At 49.0% G+C, this 23,501-nt stretch carries 15 protein-coding genes; 13 read left to right on the plus strand and 2 right to left on the minus strand.

The window, feature by feature from the left end; all coding sequences use genetic code 11:
* The first annotated feature begins 153 nt into the window (after positions 1-153).
* The 8 genes from IC229_RS15405 (at position 154) to IC229_RS15440 (ending at position 13,246) form a co-directional block, all read left to right on the plus strand.
* A complete protein-coding gene (locus IC229_RS15405; protein WP_190887891.1) occupies positions 154-1,323 on the plus strand; it encodes a 3-dehydroquinate synthase in 1,170 nt (389 codons plus the stop codon).
* Positions 1,324-1,332: 9 nt separating this feature from the next.
* Positions 1,333-2,559 (plus strand): metabolite traffic protein EboE, encoded by a 1,227-nt coding sequence (gene eboE / locus IC229_RS15410; RefSeq protein ID WP_190887892.1) that lies wholly within the window; start codon positions 1,333-1,335, stop codon positions 2,557-2,559.
* Positions 2,560-2,714: 155 nt separating this feature from the next.
* Positions 2,715-4,103, plus strand: coding sequence for an alkaline phosphatase family protein (locus IC229_RS15415; protein ID WP_190887893.1), 1,389 nt, complete (start codon positions 2,715-2,717; stop codon positions 4,101-4,103).
* A 39-nt stretch (positions 4,104-4,142) separates the two neighbouring features.
* Entirely contained in the window at positions 4,143-4,700 is a 558-nt protein-coding gene (locus IC229_RS15420; RefSeq protein ID WP_190887894.1) for a hypothetical protein, read from the plus strand.
* Between the two features lie 162 nt (positions 4,701-4,862).
* Entirely contained in the window at positions 4,863-5,390 is a 528-nt protein-coding gene (locus IC229_RS15425; RefSeq protein ID WP_190887895.1) for a hypothetical protein, read from the plus strand.
* A 143-nt stretch (positions 5,391-5,533) separates the two neighbouring features.
* Positions 5,534-9,619 carry a hybrid sensor histidine kinase/response regulator transcription factor gene (locus tag IC229_RS15430; RefSeq protein ID WP_190887896.1) on the plus strand — a complete coding sequence of 1,362 codons (4,086 nt, stop codon included), beginning with the start codon at positions 5,534-5,536 and terminating at the stop codon, positions 9,617-9,619.
* A 264-nt stretch (positions 9,620-9,883) separates the two neighbouring features.
* Positions 9,884-12,574: a hypothetical protein gene (locus tag IC229_RS15435; protein WP_190887897.1), complete on the plus strand. Its 2,691-nt coding sequence runs from the start codon at positions 9,884-9,886 to the stop codon at positions 12,572-12,574.
* 201 nt (positions 12,575-12,775) lie between these two features.
* A complete protein-coding gene (locus IC229_RS15440; protein ID WP_190887898.1) occupies positions 12,776-13,246 on the plus strand; it encodes a hypothetical protein in 471 nt (156 codons plus the stop codon).
* 79 nt (positions 13,247-13,325) lie between these two features.
* On the opposite strand, the gene IC229_RS15445 is transcribed toward IC229_RS15440, so the two are convergent.
* Positions 13,326-13,841, minus strand: coding sequence for a hypothetical protein (locus IC229_RS15445; RefSeq protein ID WP_190887899.1), 516 nt, complete (start codon positions 13,839-13,841; stop codon positions 13,326-13,328).
* Between the two features lie 122 nt (positions 13,842-13,963).
* Between IC229_RS15445 and IC229_RS15450 the strand changes: the two genes are divergently transcribed.
* The 5 genes from IC229_RS15450 to IC229_RS15470 all read left to right on the plus strand — a co-directional run bounded on the left by IC229_RS15450 (position 13,964) and on the right by IC229_RS15470 (position 20,321).
* Positions 13,964-16,327: a penicillin acylase family protein gene (locus IC229_RS15450; protein ID WP_190887900.1), complete on the plus strand. Its 2,364-nt coding sequence runs from the start codon at positions 13,964-13,966 to the stop codon at positions 16,325-16,327.
* An 89-nt stretch (positions 16,328-16,416) separates the two neighbouring features.
* Positions 16,417-18,201 (plus strand): arginine--tRNA ligase, encoded by a 1,785-nt coding sequence (gene argS / locus IC229_RS15455; protein WP_190887901.1) that lies wholly within the window; start codon positions 16,417-16,419, stop codon positions 18,199-18,201.
* A 135-nt stretch (positions 18,202-18,336) separates the two neighbouring features.
* Positions 18,337-18,954, plus strand: a complete 618-nt coding sequence (locus tag IC229_RS15460; protein WP_190887902.1) for a glutathione peroxidase — start codon at positions 18,337-18,339, stop codon at positions 18,952-18,954.
* Positions 18,955-19,057: 103 nt separating this feature from the next.
* Positions 19,058-19,951 carry a 1,4-dihydroxy-2-naphthoate polyprenyltransferase gene (locus IC229_RS15465; RefSeq protein WP_190887903.1) on the plus strand — a complete coding sequence of 298 codons (894 nt, stop codon included), beginning with the start codon at positions 19,058-19,060 and terminating at the stop codon, positions 19,949-19,951.
* Positions 19,952-20,132: 181 nt separating this feature from the next.
* Positions 20,133-20,321, plus strand: coding sequence for a hypothetical protein (locus IC229_RS15470; RefSeq protein WP_190887904.1), 189 nt, complete (start codon positions 20,133-20,135; stop codon positions 20,319-20,321).
* A 237-nt stretch (positions 20,322-20,558) separates the two neighbouring features.
* On the opposite strand, the gene IC229_RS15475 is transcribed toward IC229_RS15470, so the two are convergent.
* Positions 20,559-23,432 (minus strand): metallophosphoesterase, encoded by a 2,874-nt coding sequence (locus IC229_RS15475; protein WP_190887905.1) that lies wholly within the window; start codon positions 23,430-23,432, stop codon positions 20,559-20,561.
* Between the last annotated feature and the right edge of the window lie 69 nt (positions 23,433-23,501).

Here is a 23,501-nt window from a genome sequence, read left to right on the forward strand (position 1 = left end):
TGGGGTCGTAAAGTTGGCTGACGCATTTGGGCTGTAGCAAAACCTTTCAACCCTATAACCCTACAACTTTATAACTCCCAATGAGGAACCATTAACGATTCGATTGTATTTTTGAAGGATGAAGGCAGTTGGCTAAAGCTGCCATTATCCGTTATGGACCACCTAAAGCAGACATTTGCCGTTCGGTTTACTTATACAGTTTTCTTTACCGAACAGCTTTTTGATACCAAGAACTTACTCTTTGCCGATTTTTTTAGACAGCAAGCAGCTGACAAATTAGCCAAACCGATCTTATTTGTGCTGGACGCTGGCGTTACTGAAGCGCATCCGAAGCTTGCTGCTTCTATTACTACGTATCTGGCAAAACACACGGCTTTTACGCCTGAATTACTGACTGTTCCGGGTGGAGAAGCGGCTAAAAATGATCCGGCGCTGGTCGAAAAAATAGTCGATGCTGTTGACCGCTTCGGCATCGACCGTCACGCATACGTAGTGGCTGTTGGTGGTGGTTCTGTGCTTGATCTGGTGGGCTATGCGGCTGCAATTTCGCACCGGGGTATTCGCCACATTCGGATTCCGACTACAGTGCTGTCACAAAATGATTCGGGAGTTGGCGTAAAGAATGGCGTGAATTACCGCCACAAGAAGAATTTTCTGGGCACATTCGCGCCACCCGTAGCCGTTTTCAACGATAGCCAATTTTTAACCACACTCGACGACCGCGACTGGCGTTCGGGTATTTCGGAAGCCGTAAAAGTTGCGCTTATCAAAGACGCTACGTTCTTCAACTGGCTCGAAACCAACGCTCAGGCACTCGCCCACCGCGATCGTGCAGCAATGGATTACCTGATACACCAATGCGCACAATTGCATCTTCAGCACATTGCCGGTGGTGATCCGTTTGAAATGGGTTCGTCGCGTCCACTGGATTTTGGCCACTGGAGCGCTCACAAACTGGAGCAACTCACCAATTTTTCGCTACGTCATGGCGAGGCCGTTGCTATCGGAATTGCGCTTGATACGTTGTATTCACAGCAATTGGGTTGGCTGGATGAAACGGATACCAACCGGATTCTCAGTACGTTACGGACGCTGGGTTTCAATCTCTACCATCCGATGCTTGATGCCGATGATAGCGCGGGTCTATTGAAAGGACTTTCTGAATTCCGTGAACACTTGGGCGGTCAATTGACGATCATGTTGCTCGAAGGCATTGGTCGCGGTGTGGAGGTTCATGACATGGACAATGAACGAATCAGGCAGTCCATCGCTACGTTGAAAGAATCGAACGACCTAACATACAACGTATTGGAAACTCTGTAGCTGCTGGTTATGCAAACATCTCTTGGTCACCTCGGCTATTGCACCAATATTCATGCGGGCGAATCTTGGGAAGCTCATTTTGCGGCTCTCCAACAGGCAATTCCCGAATTAAAAAAACGACTGTCGCCCGATGCTCCTTTTGGTATCGGCCTGCGGTTGTCGAACGAAGCGAGCGAAGAACTGGAGCAGCCCGAAAATCTGATCCAGTTTCAGCACTGGTTGGCCGATACTAACTGCTACGTCTTCACAATGAATGGTTTCCCGTTTGGCGGATTCCACGATATGGTCGTGAAAGACCACGTTCACACGCCCGACTGGACCACCGAAGCGCGTGTCGAATACACCAAACGGTTGTTTCGGATTTTGTCGGTTTTACTGCCGGTCGATGAATTGGGCAATGCCATTCAGGGTGGCGTTTCTACGTCGCCCCTTTCCTATCGTTACTGGTTTGAGTGGGAACAGCCCGCAGCCCGCGATTATATTCTGTCGCAAACGACCCAGAACGTACTGGAAGTGGTTTCGGAGATGGTACGTCTCCATCGCCAAACCGACCGGTTGATGCACCTCGATCTGGAGCCTGAACCCGATGGGGTTATCGAAACTGCCGACGAGTTCATCGCGTGGTTTACCGACTATCTCCTGCCGATGGGCATTGAGCAACTGACCGAAGAATTCGGAATGTCAGATACTGAAGCTGAAACTGTTATCTGCGAACACGTCCGGCTTTGCTACGATGTTTGCCATTTTGCAGTCGGTTACGAACGACCCGCCGACGTACTGGACAAGATGAAGGAATACGGTTTGAGAATTGGTAAAATACAAATCAGTGCCGCGCTAAAAGCTCAGTTTCCAACCAGTTCCGAAGCTGACCGTGAAGCCGTTCGACAGGCATTTGCGCAGTTCAACGAGCCAACGTATCTGCATCAGGTAGTAGCGCGTACTACGTCGGATGAACTGCTACGTTTCCGGGATTTACCCGACGCGCTGGTGGCTTTCAACGAAAATCATGCCGAATGGCGCTCTCACTTCCACGTACCGATTTTTGTGAACGATTACGGCGTTCTTCAGTCGACCCAAGATGATATTCGGGAAGTGCTACGTTTGCAGGCGGAGCGACGGTTCACCAATCAACTCGAAGTCGAAACCTATACCTGGGGCGTATTACCCGACGATCTGAAAAAAGACATCGTCGATTCCATTGACCGAGAAATGAAGTGGGTAATTGAAAATGAGTAATGAGCATTTTTTTGTCATTCTGAGGTACGAAGAATCTTAAAGCGTCATAGCTCTCAGGTTAGTTAACCTTAAGATTCTTCGTACCTCAGAATGACAAAAAAATCGCTGATGAATAATATAAGGCAAGTTCGTTCTCCATTAGCCTGCATTGATACATGAAAAAAACCGTAGTACTCGACGTAGTTGGGCTGTCTTATTCGCTGATTAGCGAACATACACCTTTTTTGAAACAGTGGTTCGCGGGTAAACATCAGGCGACTATTGACCCCATGCTGCCCGCCGTTACTACGTCGGTACAATCGACCTACGTAACGGGCAAATGGCCGAGCGAAACCGGTATCGTGGGCAATGGCTGGTACGACCGGACCGACTCCGAAGTGAAGTTCTGGAAACAGTCGAACAAGTTGGTTGGTGGCGAAAAAATATGGGAACGGGCCAAGAAAATCGACCCGAATTTCACTGTATCGAAAATGTTCTGGTGGTACAACATGTATTCTACCGCCGATTTTTCGGCTACACCACGCCCGCAATACCCATCCGACGGCATGAAAATTGCCGATTGCTACACCCACCCCGGCGACCTCCGCGACAAGCTTCAAAAGGAGCTTGGTACATTCCCGCTGTTTCAATTCTGGGGACCGGCTACGACCATTAAAAGCAGTCGCTGGATTGCCGATGCGTCGATGCTGGTAGATCAGTGGCACAACCCGACGCTCACGCTAATTTACCTGCCCCACCTGGATTATTGTCTCCAGAAATTTGGCCAGGATTTCTCAAAAATTGGCAACGATCTGCGCGAAATCGACGACGTTTGCCGCGACCTGATTCAGTTCTACGAGAAACAAAACGCCGAGGTGATTGTGCTGTCGGAATATGGCATTACCAACGTATCGAAGCCCATTCATATCAACCGGATACTACGTGAAGCGGGGATGATACGTTACCGAGAAGAACGCGGCCTGGAAGTATTCGATGGGGGGGCTTCCCCGGCATTCGCTACACCCGATCACCAGATTGCGCACGTGTATGTCAACGATCCTTCGGTTTATACCAAAGTACGTTCGCTGCTCGAAAAAACGCCGGGTATTGAACTAGTTCTGGACAAGGAGCAGCAGAAAAAATATCATATCGACCACGACCGTTCGGGCGATTTTGTCGTGATGGCCGACGCTACTAGCTGGTTCACGTATTATTACTGGCTCGACGATGCGCGCGCCCCTGATTATGCCCGTTTGGTGGCTATTCACCAAAAACCCGGTTACGACCCCGTCGAGATGTTCATGGATCAGACAAACCCGCTTATTAAGCTGAAAGCGGGCTACAAACTGGGGCGAAAATTGCTCGGTTTCCGCTACCTGATGAACGTAATTTCGCTGGATGCTACGTTAGTAAAAGGTTCGCACGGGCGGGTGGGTGTGCCGACCGAACATCATCCGGTTTTTGTTAGCAGCCAAAACCTAGGGAAGTCGTTGGCTGCCACCGATGTTTATGACCAGATTTGGGAAATACTGGCGGTTGAATCGCCCAAAAAACAGAAGGCCTGATTTCTTGGTTATTCGTAGGAAAGGTTTTAATTTAAAACCATGAAAGCCCTGATCGCCGTTCTCCTGCTGTTTACAGCCTGTAAATCAACTCGGCCACTGAGCGTAGATGCGCCCGCTGATGGGGCCGAATATTATCAGACCAGTCAGCCACTCGCTAACTTTCAACAGCGGCTTTACCCCGACCCTCAGGGCGGGCTTGGCCATTCGCAGGACCCGGATATTCGCGTAACAGACATCCGATTGACGGCCAGTTACACGGTGCTGTACATGACCTACGGGAAAAGTCCGAACGACCGTGATAACAATTACTACGGCAGCAGTAGCATTTCGTTTAATCCCAAAGCGTTGTTAGCCTCTGCCGATGGGAAGCGGACGTTTAAACTTTTGAAAACCGAGGGAATTCCGATGACGCCCGATTCCCGCGAGATCAAAAACAGCGAAATTGTGCCGTTTATTCTGTATTTCGAACGACTTGATAATGGAATCGAACAATTCGATTTGTTCGAATGCAAGAGCGATAATTATAATTCCTGCTTCAACGTATCGGGAATGAATATCCGGAATCCAGACCAATCAACTAGCCAAAATCCGCGTTAATACGCTTAACAGACAATAAAATGACGAATGCCCTTACTTCAGGTAATGGCATTCTTTTTTGAGAATAATCTCCATTTACTCTATCTTTTCTGTTCATATATACACAGAATCGGGCAACCAGACGTTAAGAGGTAGAGTATGCTTACCTCGTTACGTTTGATTATGTCTTTTTTCGCTTCATTTCGTCAATCACCTCGTTTTCGTTTTTTTTCTGTTCTTGCTGTTTTTAGTCTGCTTTTAAGTGTCATTACGCTTGCCCAGATTAACCTGACGCATCGTTTGCTGACTGCCTATACGCTCAACACCGATGCCAAGCTTACCAGAGGCAAACCTACCTTACTTATGTTGGAACAAGCCGACGATTTCGAGAAGGCGTTTACGCCAGACGCCACCGAAACATCGTCGAAGAAGAAATCGAACGTACCAAATTTCACTAAAGAAACAGCCATCGGTATTGTTCTCCCATCGACTAACAAACCGCCTAAGCTGGCTGTCAGTCGAGTTTTTGTGCAGGATTCGACCCTGACGATACGCTACATTCGGATGACCGATACTACGTTAACGAAAAACCCATTACCAACAGCCGTTCATCCTACGTTGTTGTTTACTATTCCGAAGCAAACCGTCCTGAAAACCCGGCTTATCGAAAATGGGAAAGTCGTGCACATCGTAAAAAAACAGGACGAATAGTTTAAGTTTTCCATCTAATTTTACGTATTGGTTCGTGAGGCAATCGACCTAGTTGGGTCTGCCGTTCAGTTAGTTGGCTATTCGCACAATGAGAAAATAGAGAAATCGTTCTTTTTTGCGAGCTAAATCTGTCGCTGGCTTGTATGGTGCGCCTTTCGCTGCTTTTGCTTCTGCTGACTCCCCACTTGCCGGGGTTCACCCAGCCCAGTCAGGCTGGCAGGACGAACGTAGCAGCACCCGTCGGAAAATCCATTGTCAATCAGTTCGAGCATTTGTCGGTAAAAGATGGGCTGTCCGATAACTCGGTCAACTGCATTCTACAGGATCGGGAAGGATTCATGTGGTTTGGTACCAACGATGGCTTAAATAAATACGACGGCTACAATTTCACCGTACTCAAATCGGACCCGAACGACCCGCAGCATAGTTTTCAGAATGACTTACTGTCTGGCCTGTGCGAAGATCACGCCAACCGACTTTGGGCCGTTACGCAGGGCGGCTTGCACGAAATCAATAAGGAGACGGGGCAGGTAATTCCGCACCTGATACGTTCCGTCCGCAACGCCGATTTGTGGAATTTCCAGCATTCCGTTTTTGAAGATAGTCAACACGTATTGTGGATTAGTTCGTTAGCCGGACTAGCTCGTTATGAACCAGAGAAACATTTTTTTACGCTTTTTCCGGTTCCTGATCCTGAAGCCACTTTAAAAACCGTGTTTGAAGACCCACAGCACCGGCTCTGGGTTGGCACGTACCGGGGCTTGTACCTGTTCGACCGCACATCAGGACGCTATACATTGGTGCCGGTTCCCGTGCCAGCGGGCGATTATCAACCGACATTCATTGCCTTCCATCTCGACGCCCGGCAGGTTCTTTGGATGGGTACTTCCACAGCGGGTTATGGTTTGTTCCGGCTCGATTTGAAACGGCAGCCCTGGCAACTGGAGCCTTATAATCCGAACGGCCAAATCAATCCGTTTACATTTCTGAATTCGCTACGTAGCGATGCCGACGGTATTTTCTGGATGGCAACCACTACGGGTTTACAACGTATCGACCCAGTACGTAATCAGGTTTATACGTATCGGCCTAATCCAAATGAGCCCAAAGGCATCAGCAGCAGTATGGCACAGACGGTGTATATCGACCGAATGGGCACGCTCTGGGTAGGTACGGATAACGGTATCGACCAACAGTCCATGCACGATAAGCCATTCGTTACGTATCAGGTACGTCCGAACAAAGGCACGGCGAATCTATCTGAGAACAAAGTAGTTGCGCTACTACCCGATAAAAACGGCGGTTTCTGGACCAGCAACGGCTATACCGTTTATCGACCACGTAACAGACAGACATCCGAACCGATTCCTCCCGCCATACTGGGCTCGATTGGTACGTATAAAAATTACACGCAGGCGCTCGCACCCGATGGTCGGAATGGCGTCTGGCTAGGAACCTGGAAGGGTTTGTACCATTTCGATAGAGCAACGAATCGGTTTAGTAGTTACCCGGCTGAGGTTCCGGTCGAGTACATGAGCTGGGGGCCAACGGGTGAGTTATGGGTAGGTGGGTATATTGCGCCTGAGTCCGGAATTGCCGCTTTTAATCCGCAAACGCACCGGTATCGGTATTATAAATTTGACCCGAAAAGTCCGAATGGTTTGCCCGATCAATACGTTCATGGGCTGCTCGCCAGTCGGAATGGCGATGTCTGGATACCGTTCCGCAAACAGGGGATTGCCCGGTTACATTCGAAAACGGGTCGTTTTGATCATTATCTGGCTGGTTCGAAAAGTGGTTTAAATAACAATGCTGTCCTTACCGTTCACGAAGACAGATCAGGAACCATCTGGCTCGGTACGCAACAGGGTGGTATCAACCGCTTCGACGCAAAAACAGAGCGTTTCTCGGCTTTTACCATCCGCGACGGACTACCGAGTAATAACATTGTCGGTATTACCAGCGATCAGGCGGGTAATCTTTGGATAAGCACCGACAAGGGCCTGTGCCGGTTCGATCCACGAACGAAGCGGGCGCGTAATTATCAGACGACGAACGGGTTACCTAGTAATGATTTTCTCAAAAATGCTGTATTTAAACAGCAAAATCGGCTCTTTTTCGGTACGCTGAATGGCGTCGTTCATTTTAATCCTGACAGCATTCACGACGATACGCGCCAGTTACCCGTACAAATCACCGAGTTGAACGTTCATGACCAAATCCGACCAATTACCGGATCTCGCGTTACGTTAACGTATAATGAAAATTTTTTGTCGTTCAGCTTTGCGGCACTGACTTTCAGGCAGAATCAGCAGAACAAGTATGCGTATCAACTCGTTGGCGTCGATGAAGACTGGATTCAGAACGGAACCCGCCATTTTGCCAACTACACCAATCTTCCCCCCGGCGATTATACGTTCCGGGTAAAAGCCTCTAGCAGCGATGGTACCTGGACCGAAAACGAAGCTGCTGTTCAGGTTGTTATCCAGCCGCCATGGTGGGCCACCTGGTGGGCATATAGCCTATATATTCTGCTATTAGGTGGGATTATCTGGGGGCTGATACGTTTCTACCTGAATCGGCTTCGGCAGCAGCAGGAACTGGAACTGAACCGCCGGGAAGCCGAACAGCTCAAAACCGTCGATGAACTGAAAACGCGCTTTTTCTCGAACATTACACACGAGTTTCGGACGCCCCTTTCGCTCATCATTTCGCCAGTTGAAAAACTGCTTCATGACAACCGATTCGATACCTCGACCCGACAAACACTGGGGCTGATGAAACGTAACGCAGACCAGTTACTACGTCTCATTAACCAACTTCTCGATCTCTCGAAGCTGGAAGCCGGGCGGCTGGACGTATCGTTGATGCGCGGAGAGGCCATTGAATTCGTCGAACACGTAGTGGAATCGTTCCGGCAGGCGGCCGAGCAGAAGAACGTAACGCTAATTTTCACCAGCGAACGTAGCACCCACGATTGTCTGTTCGATGCCGACAAGTGGGAAAAAATTCTGACTAATCTGCTGGCGAATGCGGTGAAGTTTACGGGTCAGAACGGCAACGTAGCGGTTTCGTTGACACCCAATGCTACGTCGTCAGATGGCGTAATTACTCATTTTACCATAACAATCAGCGACTCCGGTATCGGCATTTCGGCGGAAAATCTACCACATGTTTTCGACCGATTTTATCAGGTTGATACGTCCCGTACGCGAGCTTATGAAGGTACAGGCATTGGGCTGTCGCTGGTTAAAGAGTTGGTGGAATTGATCGGTGGTTCGATTAACGTAGCGAGCCAGCCTGATGTAGGTACTACGTTCATCGTAACACTGCCTGTTGAACCCGTATCGGCTAATCGGGAAGTGCCGTATGTGGTGCTGCCAGTTCATGAACCGACCATTACGGAGAAACCGCCAATTCCGGTCGTTTCTGCTACATCTGAACAGCTAACTGGGGAAAAGAACCAGGATCCTCTGGTGTTAATTGTAGAGGATAATGATGAACTGCGTGAGTTTCTGGCGGGTGAACTGGCTACGTCGTACCAGATTCTACGGGCGAGCGATGGCGAAGCGGGCTGGCAACTCGCTCAAACCGAACTGCCCGACATTGTTATTTCCGACGTAATGATGCCCCGTATGGATGGCTTTGCATTAACTCGTCATATCAAGCAACATCCTGATACAAACCATATTGCGGTGGTGTTGCTTACAGCGAAAGCAGCGCATCAGAGCCGACTCGAAGGGTTGCAGGAAGGAGCCGACGATTACCTGGCGAAACCGTTCCATCTGGACGAGCTACAGTTGCGGCTACGTAATCTGCTCTTGCACCGCGAAAAACTACAACAGCAATATCGTCAGCAATTAGCGCATCCTGATACGTCGCAATCACCTGAAAACGTGCAGGATATTTTTCTCCGCCGGGTTTATGAGTTGCTTGACAAACACCTGACTGATACGTCGCTCAATGTCGATTGGATGGCCGATGAACTGGCTATGAGTCGTAAAACGCTCTATCGCAAAATTCATAATTTAATTCAGTTGTCGCCCAACGAACTGATACGTCAATACCGGCTCCGCAAGGCAGCCGAACTCCTCCTGCAAGGGCATACTGTCGCCGAAACGGCCTATCGGGTTGGCTTCCGAACACCTTCTTATTTTACTATTGTTTTCAAGGATTTTTACCAGAAAACGCCTACCGAATTTATAGCGTCTGGGTTGACGAAAGCTTAATAAACCCCCACCCCAACCCCTCCCCAGAAGGGAGGGGCTTCAACTACGAGCGAAGTAAAGTCCCTCCCTTCTGGGGAGGGATTTAGGGTGGGGTTCATAACCCCTCATCCCTCCCCACTTATAAACCTGACTCTATTGCTTTCAATTTAGGGACTCTTGGCCGTGTCCTAAAAAAAATCGTAACCTGATGACTTACCTTCGACAGCCCAACCCGATTAACGGTTGGGCTGTCGAATAAAACAGCCATGCTAAATTTCTATAACCATGAAAAAGAACTATTTATCAGTAGCAAAAGGCGTTTGGCTGGCCCTGTTTGGTATGGGGCTGCTGATTGGTCTGAGCGTAAGAGCACAATCCATTCCAGACGCTCAGTGGGCCCGAATTGGAACGGCAGTGGCTATCTCATCCGATGGTAACGTTGTCGTATCGGACGAGATGGCTCATGTGGTAAAGTATGACTTGCAGGGCAATCAGGTCTGGCGCACAGGGCCGCTACCAGGCGCATCGTACATTGCCGGAAAAATCCCTACCAATTGCCCCTGTGTAGGTGGATACGCCGTTGTCACGAACATTGATCAACTGGCCCCATTACCTAATGGATCAATTGTGCTGGCGGGTCAGGAATGGGGTGGAGCCGGGATACACAATACCATAAATGCATCGGGTGCAGCCCCTGGAACTTCGCAATACGGGGGTGCTAAGGAAGACATGATAAACACGCCCGACGGTGGAACAGTATTTCTGAACACCCTGTCCCCGTCAACTACCAAAACAGTGGTTTCTGTCCAGAGAACTGGTGCAAGTAGCTGGAGTTGGGCGATTGCCTACCCAACAGCTAACCCAGACCAGAGTGTTACCAAAGGCGAGGCCGTGCTGAACACACCCGACGGCGGTTTTCTGGTTGTGGGCTATCATAACACAACAGGCACTGTACAGGATTTGAATAACAGTACGTCGTTAGATAACACTGGGTGGATAGCAAAACTCGACGGGCAAGGGAATGTGGTCTGGCAAAAGCTGTTGGGTGCACTGCCCATTACCAATACCAGTAATGGCCCTGTAGGGAATTCGGTTGTTCGAATGCTCACCATCAATGATGTAATTCCTGCCGCCGATGGAAACGGATATGCGCTGGTAGGAACGGCACTCACGCCTAGTGCGCACGTACCGGCAGCCGCCGTAACCGCTCTGGTTGAAGTCGACTGGGACGGAAATTTCAAACGCGCAAGAAGTGTCAATCCACAGCCAACCGAAGCGTTCATTACGCCTTATACTGACCCGAATGGACTTAATTACTACGTAGTGGGTAATACGTCCCGCACTAATGGGGCTGATCCGCACGTCATAAAGGTAAGTACGGCCAACGTTGGCCTGAGCGATCCGGGGTTGTTTGCTGTGATAAATGAGCGTACGTTCGATGGCCCATCGGATGGCTTTTTGAAAGGAATTACACGGGCTGGTGACGGTAGTCTGGTACTGATTAGCAGTAATCTTCAGGTAATTAAACTGAAGGTAGAAACACCACCGACCGTCTACCCACTCCAGATGATTTCGCCATCCTATAACTGCCCAACGGGCCAAATAATGTTCAATGTATCGGGCGGAGATGGTTCGGCCGTTACGTTCATTTCGCCCGGCATCCAGCGCAATTCACCAACCGATCGATTCGGTGTTGTGGAACCCGGACTACGTAACGATCCCAAAGTGATTACAATTACGGCCATACAAAAAGGAGTAAGTGTAAGTGTCGATTTTGATTTAAAAGCTGCCTGCTCCCCTACGGGCCTGTTACCTCCTCGTGTGACTCAGAATATTCCTGACAGGACTTTTGGAATTTACGAATCGGTTTACATTCCGGTTGGTACGTATTTCTCCGATCCGAACTTCGGTATCAACGCCAATTATCGATCTAACTGGAATATTTCTGCCAGCGGTCTGCCGCCGGGAATGGGCCTCTCTGCCAAGATTTCTGAGCTTCCGTTCACACCAGCCGTCGTCCTTGTCGGCACAGCTACTACTATAGGTGTTTATGATGTTAGAATCTCAGCTTCAACAACCGGAGGTTCGGCCAGCACTACGTTTAGAATTACGGTGTCAACAACAACGCAACCGCCTACGCCACCAAGTGGCAGCTTCGCGCTAACTCAGCCTACGTACAACTGCCAGACGGGTGCCATTACGTTCAATGTTAGCGGGAGCGATGGCTCGCCCATTACGTATATGGCCCCCGGTATCTCCCGCGCTTCGGTCACAGATAATTTTGGGACCATAGAAGCGGGCTTACGTGGCGACCCTAAACCCATTACCATTACGGCCATGCAGAGTGGTAAAACGGCTACGTATACGTTCGATTTTGGTGCCTACTGTTCTGGCAATCCGCCTACGCCACCCAACCCACCAACACCGCCCACACCTCCAACAGGAAGTTCGCTTAGCTTGCTGGCACCGACTTACGACTGTGCCACAGGTGCTTTCCGCTTCAATACCTCCGGGGGCGATGGTACGTCGATTGAGTACTTCGCCCCCGGCATCACCGGCTGGACCACTAATCCCAATCAGTTTGTGGACAAGGATAGCCGGACGGCCAACGACGTAGCACCATTCAACCTGATGGCGCGTCAGAGTGGCGTAACGGTGAGCTATGTCTGGAATTTAAAATCGGTCTGTAATCGGGCGCGGGAAGGCGTATCGGAAATTGGCCCGAAACTACAGGTACGCGTGCTGGGTAACCCCGTGACCGGATCAGCTGCCGAACTGGAGATCAGCGGAGCCGAAGGGCAGCCAGTACAGTTGATGCTGGTTAGTCAGCAGGGAACTGTGTTACACCAGCAACGTATCGGACAGGCGGGCGCACAGGAGCAGGTGCAGGTGCCGCTTAATAATCTCAATGGGCTATTTCTGATACGTATACAAACGGCCCGTGAGCAGCAGACGGTCAGGGTGATAAAGCGTTAAAAGAGTTGTGACACAAAGATGCACGGAGACACACAGAGATTCATAGAGAAAGAAACTAAAAACGCTGCGTATCTCTGTGTGTCTCCGTGCATCTTTGTCACAACCTTTTGGAGGGGAAGCAACGGCGGAAAAACACAAATTAATATTTTTATAATTCAAAAATGCTAGCTATCTTGACCGTACAATCAACATGTTAAGGTCATGAAAACTTCCGTTCTAGTATTCGCCCTTTTGTTGAATGGTATATCGGGCAGCTACGCCCAGTCAGAAAACGAGGCCATTAAACGGGTACTGTTTAATGAGACTGAAGGTTTTTTTACACGTGATAAAGCGCGATGGGCCGACTCCTGGGCTCATACACCTTACGTCAATTTTGCCGCTAATTTGTATGGCGGAGATTTCAGGCTAATCAAAGGCTGGACCGATCTGGAAAAACAGTTCGCGAGCCAGTTCAAGAGTAAGAAGATAATCGATAAAGTCACGGTGCAGAACGCCAATTACACCATCCATCAGAATGGCAATATGGCGTTTGTTACGTACGACCAGACGTTGCTGGATAGCCACGGCAAAACGACCTCGAAAGAGACACGCGTAGTCGAGAAGATTAACGGCAACTGGAAAATAATCAATGTAATCGCGCTAACAAACCTGCAGAATTTCGCTAAGAAATAAGGAAATTCACGTTTAAAATGTAAAAGCCAGTAATCTGACTATCAGATCACTGGCTTTTACATTTTAACGCGAATACAGTTCAATTTATGGCTTGAGCAGTCTCGCCCGAAGCCATTTTGCCCGTAATAACATGGTCTTCAAGTAAGCGTTTGATGATACTGCTGGGTGGCACCTGTTCGCCATACGTTGGATTTGAGGAAACAATGGCTTTCCAGAATGGCTGACCTGTGGCCGCAGTTTTCATGTCAACATCATACTCATATGGTACGTTGGTATACTGACTCGACTGGCCCCGCTGAACTAGTTCGAGTGTTAGTATGACGTCACTCTGACAGTTGGCTACCTGCTTACGGATTTCCTCGTCTGGATTACCGAACGACAGTGGAGTCAATGCCAGCGTGCATACGTCGTAATTCCTTGGAAACTGACGGGCGAATCCCTGGACATACTTTTCCGAAGCCTTCCGTAGTTTCGTCACAATCAGCACGCGCTTGAACGTTGGGATAGCGTCTGCCTGAACATTCGATTTCACCGTGACGCAGCCTGTCAAACTAACCATTATAGTTACAACAAGCCATTTGTAGAGCGTTTTCATAACTAAGAAGCGTTGATTTTCGTCTATTAAGATAACTACATATACCAAATAAATAGTTAAATGCCAGTTAAAGATCCTTACTATGGATTGTTAACTATCTTACCAGAAAATAGATCAACGCTATGCCGCAACTGCTTTTCCTGCTCGTACTCTTTTTGCCCATAGCCTGCCACTCCCAATCCACGCAGTCGCTACGTACGCCCGGCCTTCAGCAACCTGTTGACATCATTCGTGATCGTTGGGGAGTCAATCACATTTACGCCAAAAACGAACACGATTTATTTTTTGCACAGGGTTATTCGGCCGCCCGCGATCGGCTTTTTCAGCTCGAAATCTGGCGTCGACAGGCGACCGGTACCGTAGCCGAACTGCTGGGACCACAGGAAATTAAACGCGACATTGGTACCCGGCTGTTCAAGTTTCGGGGCAGCATGGCGCAGGAATTAACGCATTATCATCCACGCGGAGCGCAGATTGTTCAGGCATTTGTGGATGGCATTAACGCCTACATTTCCGAAATTTTGAAAACACCCGAAAAACTACCTTTCGAATTCAATGTACTTCAGACAAAACCACAACCCTGGACACCTGCCGTAGTTATCAGTCGGCATCAGGGACTGCTTTACAACGTCCGTGACGAACTGGATTATGGTCGGCTGGTGAAACTGATTGGTGCCGACAAACTCCGTGAACTGGAATGGTTTCACCCCACTACCAAACCAACCGAACCCGATCTGACGCTACGTGTAAACGGCGACGAATTGTTTCAGCCCATTTTGGAACTATACGAAGCATTTCGGCTTCCGCTGAAATTTCAGGGCCAGGCCAGCAAAGCCGACGAAGACGCGAGCAATCGCACAAAACAGTCAATCGACGATTGGTGGAATACCGAAAAACAGTACGTTGGCTCGAATAACTGGGTGATTTCGGGTAATAAATCGGCCAGTGGCTATCCCATGTTGGCCAACGATCCGCACCGATCTCAGGCAACACCTTCGTTACGTTACTGGGTCCATTTAAATGCTCCCGGCTGGAACGTAGTGGGTGCAGGCGAACCGACGCTGCCGGGAATTTCCATCGGCCACAACGATTACGGCGCGTGGGGATTGACCATTTTCGAGACTGATAACGAAGATCTCTACGTTTACGAAACCAATCCGACCAATCCGAATCAATATAAATACAAAGGGAGCTGGCTGACAATGACCACGTTGACCGAACGTATCGCCGTGAAGGGTGGCCAGCCTGTTACTGCTACGTTGAAATACACACGGCACGGACCGGTTGTGTTCGAAGATAGAATTCGCCATAAAGCGTATGCGATTCGGGCGGGTTCGCTGGAAATGGGCTGTGCGCCTTATCTGGCAAGCTTGCGAATGAATCAGGCCCGGAACTGGACCGAATTTCGACAGGCCTGCATGTTCAGTCGAGTGCCGGGTGAAAATATGATTTGGGCCGACAGAACGGGCACTATTGGCTGGCAGACGGTTGGCTTAGCGCCTATTCGAAAAAATTTCAGTGGTTTGGTGCCCGTTCCCGGCGACGGCCGTTTTGAGTGGAGTGGTTATTTACCCATTCAGCAGTTGCCCAATAAATTGAATCCAACAGAAGGCTTCATTGCGACAGCAAACAACAATCTCACCCCACCCAATTTCCCGTACCGAAACGCCATTGGCTGGAGTTGGTCATCACCAAATAGAGCGCATCGTATCGAAGAAGTACTGGCAAACGGGACGCGAAAAACCATGAGTGATTTCACGGCTTTACAAGCTGATTACCTGTCGATTCCGGCCCGCACACTGGTACCGTTGCTGCAAAACCTGGCCTCGTCTACTAACCAGACCGAACAGTCTCTGAATTACCTGCGTCGTTGGGATTATAAACTGGAGCCTAACTCCATTGCAGCCGCTATTTACGTAGCATGGGAGGATCAATTGAAGAAGACTGTTTACGAAAAATTGGTCCCGAAAAAAGCTCGGCCTTATCTGGAAAACCTCCCGTCGAAGCGCGTTTTCGACGTCATACTGGTGCCAACGCCCGACCGCGATACGTTGCTGCTAGGCTGTCTTGACCGTGCTGTGGCCGAATTGAGTACTCGCCTGGGCAACGATATGAACGACTGGAATTACGGGCAACGGAAAAATAAACACATTACTATTACGCACCCACTGAGCAACATGGTCGACGAGGCCATGCGTAAAAAAATAAACCTCGGTCCGGCTATTCGGGGTGGGTACGCCGAAACGGTCAACGCTACGTCGGCGAATTTGAACCAGACAAATGGTGCTTCGTTTCGTATCCTGATCGATACAGAAAACTGGGATAAAACATTGGGAATTAACAATCCCGGCCAATCTGGAAACCCTGACGATCCGCACTACGCCGATTTGTTTCCGTTGTGGGCCGAGAATGGTTATTTCCCGGTCTATTTCTCGAAAGAAAAAATCCAGACAGTTGCCGAATCAACCACGCGTTTACAGCCTTAACGTAACGCCGTCGCTTTTCCCACGCTACATCCTGCGACATTTCGTACTTTTGCACCACGAAACTGCTTTTTACGTAGTGTCGTCATCGGATGGATATTCAGGAAGAGTTAAAAGTTGCCATTAAACAAGCCATCACCGAACTGTATCAGCAGGAAATCGGTGAGGTTGCATTACAGCCTACTAAAAAAGAATTTGACGGACTATACACGTTCGTTACGTTTCCATTGACCAAAATTCTCCGCCAGAATCCCGCGCAAATCGGTCAGTCGATTGGTACGTGGCTGGTCGATAACAGCCCTATAGTTAGTCAATTCAACGTAGTACAGGGATTTCTGAACCTCAGCATTGATGATTCTGCCTGGATTACGGTGATGAACGACATGGCTACCGACGTAGCATTTGGTACGTTACCCGCTAAAAATCAGTCGGTAATGGTTGAGTTTTCGTCACCAAACACCAACAAGCCGCTGCATTTGGGGCATTTACGGAATAACTTCCTGGGCGATTCAGTGAGCCGGATTCTGGCTGCCAACGGATATGACGTAGTGAAAGCCTGCATTGTTAACGATCGGGGCGTTCATATCTGTAAATCGATGCTGGCCTATAAGATGTTCGGAGATGGCGAAACGCCTGAATCGGCTGGTATGAAAGGCGATCATTTGATTGGCAAATACTACGTTCTGTTCGATAAAGCGTATAAAACGCAGATCGAAGAAATGGTGGCGCAGGGAACGCCCAAAGAAGAGGCCGAAAAGCAGGCTCCGCTGATGCAGGAAGTCCAGCAAATGCTACGTCTGTGGGAACAGGGCGATGCCGAAACGGTAGCGCTCTGGCGTAAATTGAATAATTGGGTGTATGAAGGTTTCGACGCTACGTATCAGACAATTGGCGTTAGCTTCGACAAGACGTACTACGAATCGAACACGTATATTCTTGGAAAAGAGATTGTTGAAGAAGGCCTTCAGAAAGGCGTTTTTTATCAAAAACCTGATAGTTCAGTCTGGATTGATCTGACAGAGGAAGGACTCGACCAGAAACTGGTGCTACGTTCCGATGGTACGTCGGTATACATGACGCAGGACCTCGGCACTACCGATTTGAAGTTTCAGGATTTTCATAATGACCGCCAGATTTGGGTAGTTGGCAACGAACAGGACTATCATTTTAACGTATTATTTGCTATACTACGTCGGCTGGGGCGCCCGTATGCCAACAATCTGTATCACCTGTCGTACGGTATGGTCGATCTGCCCACGGGCAAGATGAAATCACGGGAAGGCACCGTAGTTGACGCCGACGATCTGATTCAGGAAACGACCGAAGCGGCTTCTACGGCTGCCGACGAAGCGGCTAAAGGAAAACTCGACGAATTCAGTGACGCCGAGAAAGCGGCCTTGTTCACTACGTTGGGTTTAGGTGCGTTGAAGTACTATTTGCTGAAGGTCGATCCGCAGAAGCGGATGCAATTCAATCCAGCCGAATCGGTTGATTTACATGGCAATACGGGGCCGTATATTCAGTACGTTCATGCTCGTATTCAGTCTGTTTTACGTAAAGCTGTCGAATTAAACGTATTGACTGATAAGCCGGTGGAGGCAACCGATCTTGACGAAATTGAGCAGCAACTTGTATTTCTGTTAAGTCAGTATCCGCAGCGAGTTGAAGAGGCCGGGCAAGACTACGCTCCCTCCTATCTGGCGCAGTATGCCTACGAGTTAGCCAAAACTTTCAATCAGTTTTACGATAAATTGTCGATTCTGAAGGAGGTCGATCCAGTGAAGCTGCACACGCGCCTGGTTTTGGCCAAAGTGGTTGGTGAAACTATTCGGAAGGCAATGGGTTTAATGGGAATAGACGTTCCTGATAAAATGTGATTAAATTGTTCAGTTTCAGTAGTTAATAAAGCCACGGTTTTCGCTTTACCTTTGGTAATGGAAATTCATCACAATCTATTGTCACTTATCTAACGTATCTGATTTTAAAGTTCACTTTTGACCAAACAACCAACCATGAAAAAGAATTTTGCATTGACCCTGACGGCTCTCGCGTCTGTCTTCATTTTATCCAGCTTTATGTCCTTCTCAACACTGAAAGGTATTTTCTTTGGCCGTAATGCAGCTATTTCGGCACCAGCCGATGCCAAAGCACCCACCAAAAGCCTGTATGATTTCACAGTAAATTCACTTGATGGCAAACCTGTAGCGCTGAGTGGATTTAAAGGCAAAAAAGTGGTAATTCTGAACGTAGCGTCGAAATGCGGCTTTACTCCTCAGTACGCCGACTGGGAAAAATTCTATAAAGAACACGGTAGCAAAATCGTAGTATTGGGTTTCCCGGCCAACAATTTCAAAAGCCAGGAGCCCGGTTCTAACGAAGAAATTGCTGAGTTCTGCAAGAAAAACTACGGTGTTACGTTCCCGATGTTCGAGAAAGTATCTGTAATGGGTGACGATCAGGCTCCGCTTTACAAATGGCTGACAACCAAAGAAATGAATGGCTGGAACGAGCAGGTCCCTACCTGGAATTTCTGCAAATACGTTATCAACGAAGAAGGCAAACTGACCAATTTCTTCGGTTCGAAAGTGAAACCCGAAGATGAAGAATTCAAGAAAGCTGTTGGAATTTAATTAGTGAATGAGCGAAAGAGTGAATGAGCGAAAGACCATCCGGTAGCAATTATCCGGCAGGTACTTTCGCTCATTCACTCTTTCGCTCATTCACTGTTTGACTATGAAAAGTTGGATTGCCGCTGCCCGGCCACGTACGTTACCACTCTCTCTGGCCAGCATTATTCTGGGTAGTTTTCTGGCAGCAGCCAGCGGGCGATTTAGCTGGCTGATTGCCTTACTGGCCGTTCTCACCACCATTTTCCTGCAAATCCTTTCCAACTTTGCCAACGATTACGGCGATGCGGTTTCGGGGAAAGATACCGAACTTCGGGTTGGGCCACGTCGGGCGGTGGCTACGGGCGATATCTCCAAAGAAGCAATGCTTCGGGGAATTATTGTTACTAGTGTTCTCTCGCTCATTAGTGGTATCGGACTGCTGGTGGTTGCCTTTCGGGAGGTCAGTGCGGAGTTGTTCTGGTTTTTTCTGGTGATTGGTTTACTGAGTATTGCGGCTGCTATCGGATACACAAACGGCAAGCGACCCTATGGCTACGCCGGTTTTGGTGATATTGCCGTACTCATTTTCTTTGGTTGGGTAGGCGTTTTGGGTACGTATTTTCTGCATACGCTATCATTTAATCCACTCTTACTGCTTCCTGCCACGAGCGTTGGTTTGTTTGCAACGGGTGTACTTAACGTTAACAACATTCGCGATATTGAAACCGATACGTTAACTGGCAAAAAGTCGATTCCAGCCCGAATCGGTTTGCTATTGGCCATTCGTTATCACTGGGGACTTTTGCTGACGGGTATGTTCTGCGCCCTGGTTTACTCCTTCCTGACCAATGCTGCCTGGGTCAGTTACCTTTATCTTCTTGCTTTTCCGCTCTTCATTCTAAACGGTCGTGCGGTCGCTACCCACAAACGCCCTGTCGAGTTGAACGCTCGTTTGGGGCAGTTGGCACTTTCTACTTTGCTCTTTGTGATTCTGTTTGGCGTGGGCCAGGTTTTATAGAAAATGGCCGTCTGTTTTGACAATTACAACAGCTAGTAAGAATTACATTTGGCACTAAATTCCTGATTAATCTGCCTAGCGAGGTCGTATGTATTACACAATGACCAAATTCAATTATTAATAAACTTTCTCTTCGTTCATTAGTTTTTCAGGAGATAATTCGCTCAAAAACCAGACTCATATGCAATCGATTAGATGGTATTCGCCAGGGGGCGACGCAGACCAAGGAGGAAACACAGCTAATGACAATGACTCCAATCAGAGTCAGGAAGGACAGCACCAACCAGGAAATACGCCTTTAGACGATCAGGAAGAATTGGCCGATGGATATATTCATGGGCACGCCGAACAAGATGAAGCTAAGGAATAAGTCTATATGCCATTCTTATAGAACCATTTCATTTTATGCAGAGTTAAGTCAGCCTGGTTTACAGCGGTAAGCCAGGCCACTTTTTTAATCTCCATTCATTTCTTTGCAACAGTCGAAATTTCAGCAAACGATACCAGATAGACCCTCATCTGGCACAAAATAAAACACACTTGTATGTGCCCAACTATTTCATTTTTGAGAAACCAAACGCTGCTTATCCATTTGCCGTAAGCATTATTATTCCCGCACAATCTTGCGCGTCAGCATTTCCTGACCGACCTGTATCGTAAGTAGATACGTCCCCACGATGTCGGGCATTTGTATGGATTCGGTCAGCGAAGAAACCGGGCCGAAAGGTTTCTGAAAAACAGATCGCCCCTGTAAATCGCGCAAGTGTAGCGTTACGTCCTTTTTCTGTGTCAGCGTAAGTTCGACTCGTACTACGTCGTGAGCCGGGTTAGGATAAATCCATAACTGACCACCCGCAAATTTCTCGGCTTCGGTAGGTATCACTACGTTGATAAGGGCTTGCCCAGTTGCCGTTCCTTTACCACAACCGTTCTCGACACTCGCTACCGAATACGTAGTGGTTTGGGCGGGCCGAACACGGAGTTCGGTTGGTGTGACGCTGCTTAAAAAGTTAGTTCCGTCGGAGAGACTACCCTGCCAGGGAGCATCGCCTGTGAACGCCAGCGAAAGCGAAGCGGGTTGCCCCTGCAAAACCGACATTGATCCCGTCAACGTAGCAGTTGGCAACGGTTTAATGGTGAACGGATCGCTCGGAACCAGTTGCGGATTGGCGATACCACGTGGACGAACCCGCACGCGATACGCCGAGCCAGCCGGTACGTTAGCGGGAATGGTAGCTTTCAGGCTGGCTAACGTACCAGAACCGACCAGATTATCGCCGGAGAAATTACCGGTTGCATCCGAAAGTATTATGTCATACTGCCAGTTTTCGGGCTGATACGCATTTTCAGAAACCGCCGTTACGTCGAAACTTCCGCCGATGCAGACCGACGTAACGGTTTTAGCTGTCACTTTCGGCGGCAAAAAATTGATGGCTACCTGCCCTGATCCCGTTCCTTTGCCGCAAGCATTTTCAACGCTTGCAATGGAGTAAGAAGTGGTTGCCGTAACCTGAATGGGGATGACGGCGGGGGTAATCGTTGTTGAAAAAGCCGATAATGACGAGCCATTCGATAACGTACCAGTCCAGGGTCCGTCGCCGGTGAGGGAGATGGTTAACGACGCAGGTTGCCCCTGTAATACCGTCGCAGGACCGGTCAGGGTGGCGGTGGGTGGTGCTTTAATGGCAAAACCATCACTTGCCACGAGTTCGGCGTAAGGAACTCCGCGCGGACGAACGCGCACCCGGTAACCAGAACCAACCGGAAGACCCGCCGGAATCGTCGCTTTTAACGTAGCAAGTGTGCCCGAACCTACGATTCGCTCCGTCGCAAAATTACCGGACGCATCCGAAAGTAATACGTCGTATTGCCAGCCAGCCGCTTTGGTCGTATTCTCCGGTGTGGCCGTTACGGTGAACGTACCACCTGGACAAACGGAGGTCGTACCGGTTGCTTTAGCGGTTAAGCGAGGAGGGGCTTGTACCGTTACATTAAACTGGTCGGTTAAGCACTGCTGGCCGTCTGTAACCGAAATCGGGAAAGCACCCGCCTTGTCGGCAACGTAGCGAAACGAACGCCCTGTTTGCCCGCCGGGCCATCGGTAATCGCCTATCCACGAAGCCGAAAATTGCAACGTATCACCAAACTCAGTAGCCAAAGCGGTCGTTTTTGCTACGTTCTTCATGATGGTAAAACGGTCTCGAACGGAGCCATCGCTGGTCAGAAACTGCGCATCCAGCCGATTCTCCACTACGTCCAGCAACATGGAGCCGCCGATGATATTGTTATAATACAGCATAGCCGGATGCGGGTAATCAACAGCCTGCCCGCCAAGCTGCCCACCCGACCCATTCACTACGTATACGGTTCCCTGTCCCTTCGTCAGAATTGGGCACGAGTTCGGCGATCCATCGTAGCGACCCGTCGTATTCTCGACAACGTAAGCATTTTTGTCGTAGGTATTGGCCAGTCCGCGATGTCCTTTCATTCGATACGTTCGCTCATACCCATGACTATGCCCGTTCAGGACTAAATCAACGCCGTAACGCTCCAGAATGGGCGTCAGGTTTTCCCGAATGAGCCGCATGGCCTCTTCGGTGTCGGAGTTACGCCCCCCTTTACTATAAGGTGGATGGTGGAAAATGACGACCGTCCAGGGCAGTTTATTAGCGGCCAGATCGCGCTTGAGCCATTGTACCTGCGTTGTCGTGGTATCATAAAGCCGAAACTGCCCCTCCTGCCTACCTTGAGAATCGAGTGAAATCAGATGAACCGGGCCATAATCAGCAGAAAAATACGATTTTGAACCTGATGGAACCCCACCTGCTTCGCCCTGTTGCGGAAATGAAAACAGGTTGTAATACGGTATATTAAAGTTTACTTCACTATCGGCATAGTCATGATTACCGGGTGTTGTGAAGATGGGTAAATTTCGGAGAGTTTGCGGATAGGCCGAAAAAACATACTTATTGTATTCGTCTTCCTGACCACAGCAATAGGCGTGATCGCCGAGCCAGACCCAAACATCGGCGCGCTTGTTAACAGTCGCATTCAGGTAGGACTGATAAACGTTTTTCTGATTATCATTACCTGCCCCAAAGTCGCCTAGCGCCCAGAGTCGAATCGATTGCTTATCACCTGGAACTGGTGCTGTTTTAACGTAGTAATCATCGCCTGCTCCGAGCTGTTTATCATCGTACCCAACAGCGTAAGCGTAGCGTGTGGAGGGTTGCAATCCCTTTATAGTCAGGCTGTGTTCAACTCCCGACTGCGATTCGCTTATGTTACTATTTAGCTGATTCGTTTGCGGTCCGTACCAGATTCGACCAACAGTAGGCTGATCGGTTTGCCACCGCACGACAACCGAAGTTGGCGTAAGCACCTGCAAATAAGGACCTCGCGTGATTTTCGCATTCTGTGCATAAACAGCCTGGCAAAAAATTAAGAGGTACAGGATAATGACAAAGCGACTGAATTTCATACGGTTATCAAAGAGATTACCGCAAAAATACAGTCGCTAGTCAGAACATCCTACATTTACCCTTTCTGA

Origin of the sequence: Spirosoma profusum (assembly GCF_014699005.1) — a bacterium.
Lineage (GTDB): Bacteria > Bacteroidota > Bacteroidia > Cytophagales > Spirosomataceae > Spirosoma > Spirosoma profusum.

Excerpts from the sequence above, each read along its gene's own strand:
- IC229_RS15470 (WP_190887904.1), top strand. The coding sequence starts at position 20,133 with ATGCAATCGATTAGATGGTATTCGCCAGGGGGCGACGCAGACCAAGGA.
- IC229_RS15440 (WP_190887898.1), top strand. The coding sequence starts at position 12,776 with ATGAAAACTTCCGTTCTAGTATTCGCCCTTTTGTTGAATGGTATATCG.
- IC229_RS15475 (WP_190887905.1), bottom strand. The coding sequence starts at position 23,432 with ATGAAATTCAGTCGCTTTGTCATTATCCTGTACCTCTTAATTTTTTGC.
- IC229_RS15430 (WP_190887896.1), top strand. The coding sequence starts at position 5,534 with ATGGTGCGCCTTTCGCTGCTTTTGCTTCTGCTGACTCCCCACTTGCCG.
- argS (WP_190887901.1), top strand. The coding sequence starts at position 16,417 with ATGGATATTCAGGAAGAGTTAAAAGTTGCCATTAAACAAGCCATCACC.
- IC229_RS15460 (WP_190887902.1), top strand. The coding sequence starts at position 18,337 with ATGAAAAAGAATTTTGCATTGACCCTGACGGCTCTCGCGTCTGTCTTC.
- IC229_RS15420 (WP_190887894.1), top strand. The coding sequence starts at position 4,143 with ATGAAAGCCCTGATCGCCGTTCTCCTGCTGTTTACAGCCTGTAAATCA.
- IC229_RS15445 (WP_190887899.1), bottom strand. The coding sequence starts at position 13,841 with ATGAAAACGCTCTACAAATGGCTTGTTGTAACTATAATGGTTAGTTTG.
- IC229_RS15415 (WP_190887893.1), top strand. The coding sequence starts at position 2,715 with ATGAAAAAAACCGTAGTACTCGACGTAGTTGGGCTGTCTTATTCGCTG.
- IC229_RS15450 (WP_190887900.1), top strand. The coding sequence starts at position 13,964 with ATGCCGCAACTGCTTTTCCTGCTCGTACTCTTTTTGCCCATAGCCTGC.
- IC229_RS15425 (WP_190887895.1), top strand. The coding sequence starts at position 4,863 with ATGTCTTTTTTCGCTTCATTTCGTCAATCACCTCGTTTTCGTTTTTTT.
- IC229_RS15405 (WP_190887891.1), top strand. The coding sequence starts at position 154 with ATGGACCACCTAAAGCAGACATTTGCCGTTCGGTTTACTTATACAGTT.
- IC229_RS15435 (WP_190887897.1), top strand. The coding sequence starts at position 9,884 with ATGAAAAAGAACTATTTATCAGTAGCAAAAGGCGTTTGGCTGGCCCTG.
- eboE (WP_190887892.1), top strand. The coding sequence starts at position 1,333 with ATGCAAACATCTCTTGGTCACCTCGGCTATTGCACCAATATTCATGCG.
- IC229_RS15465 (WP_190887903.1), top strand. The coding sequence starts at position 19,058 with ATGAAAAGTTGGATTGCCGCTGCCCGGCCACGTACGTTACCACTCTCT.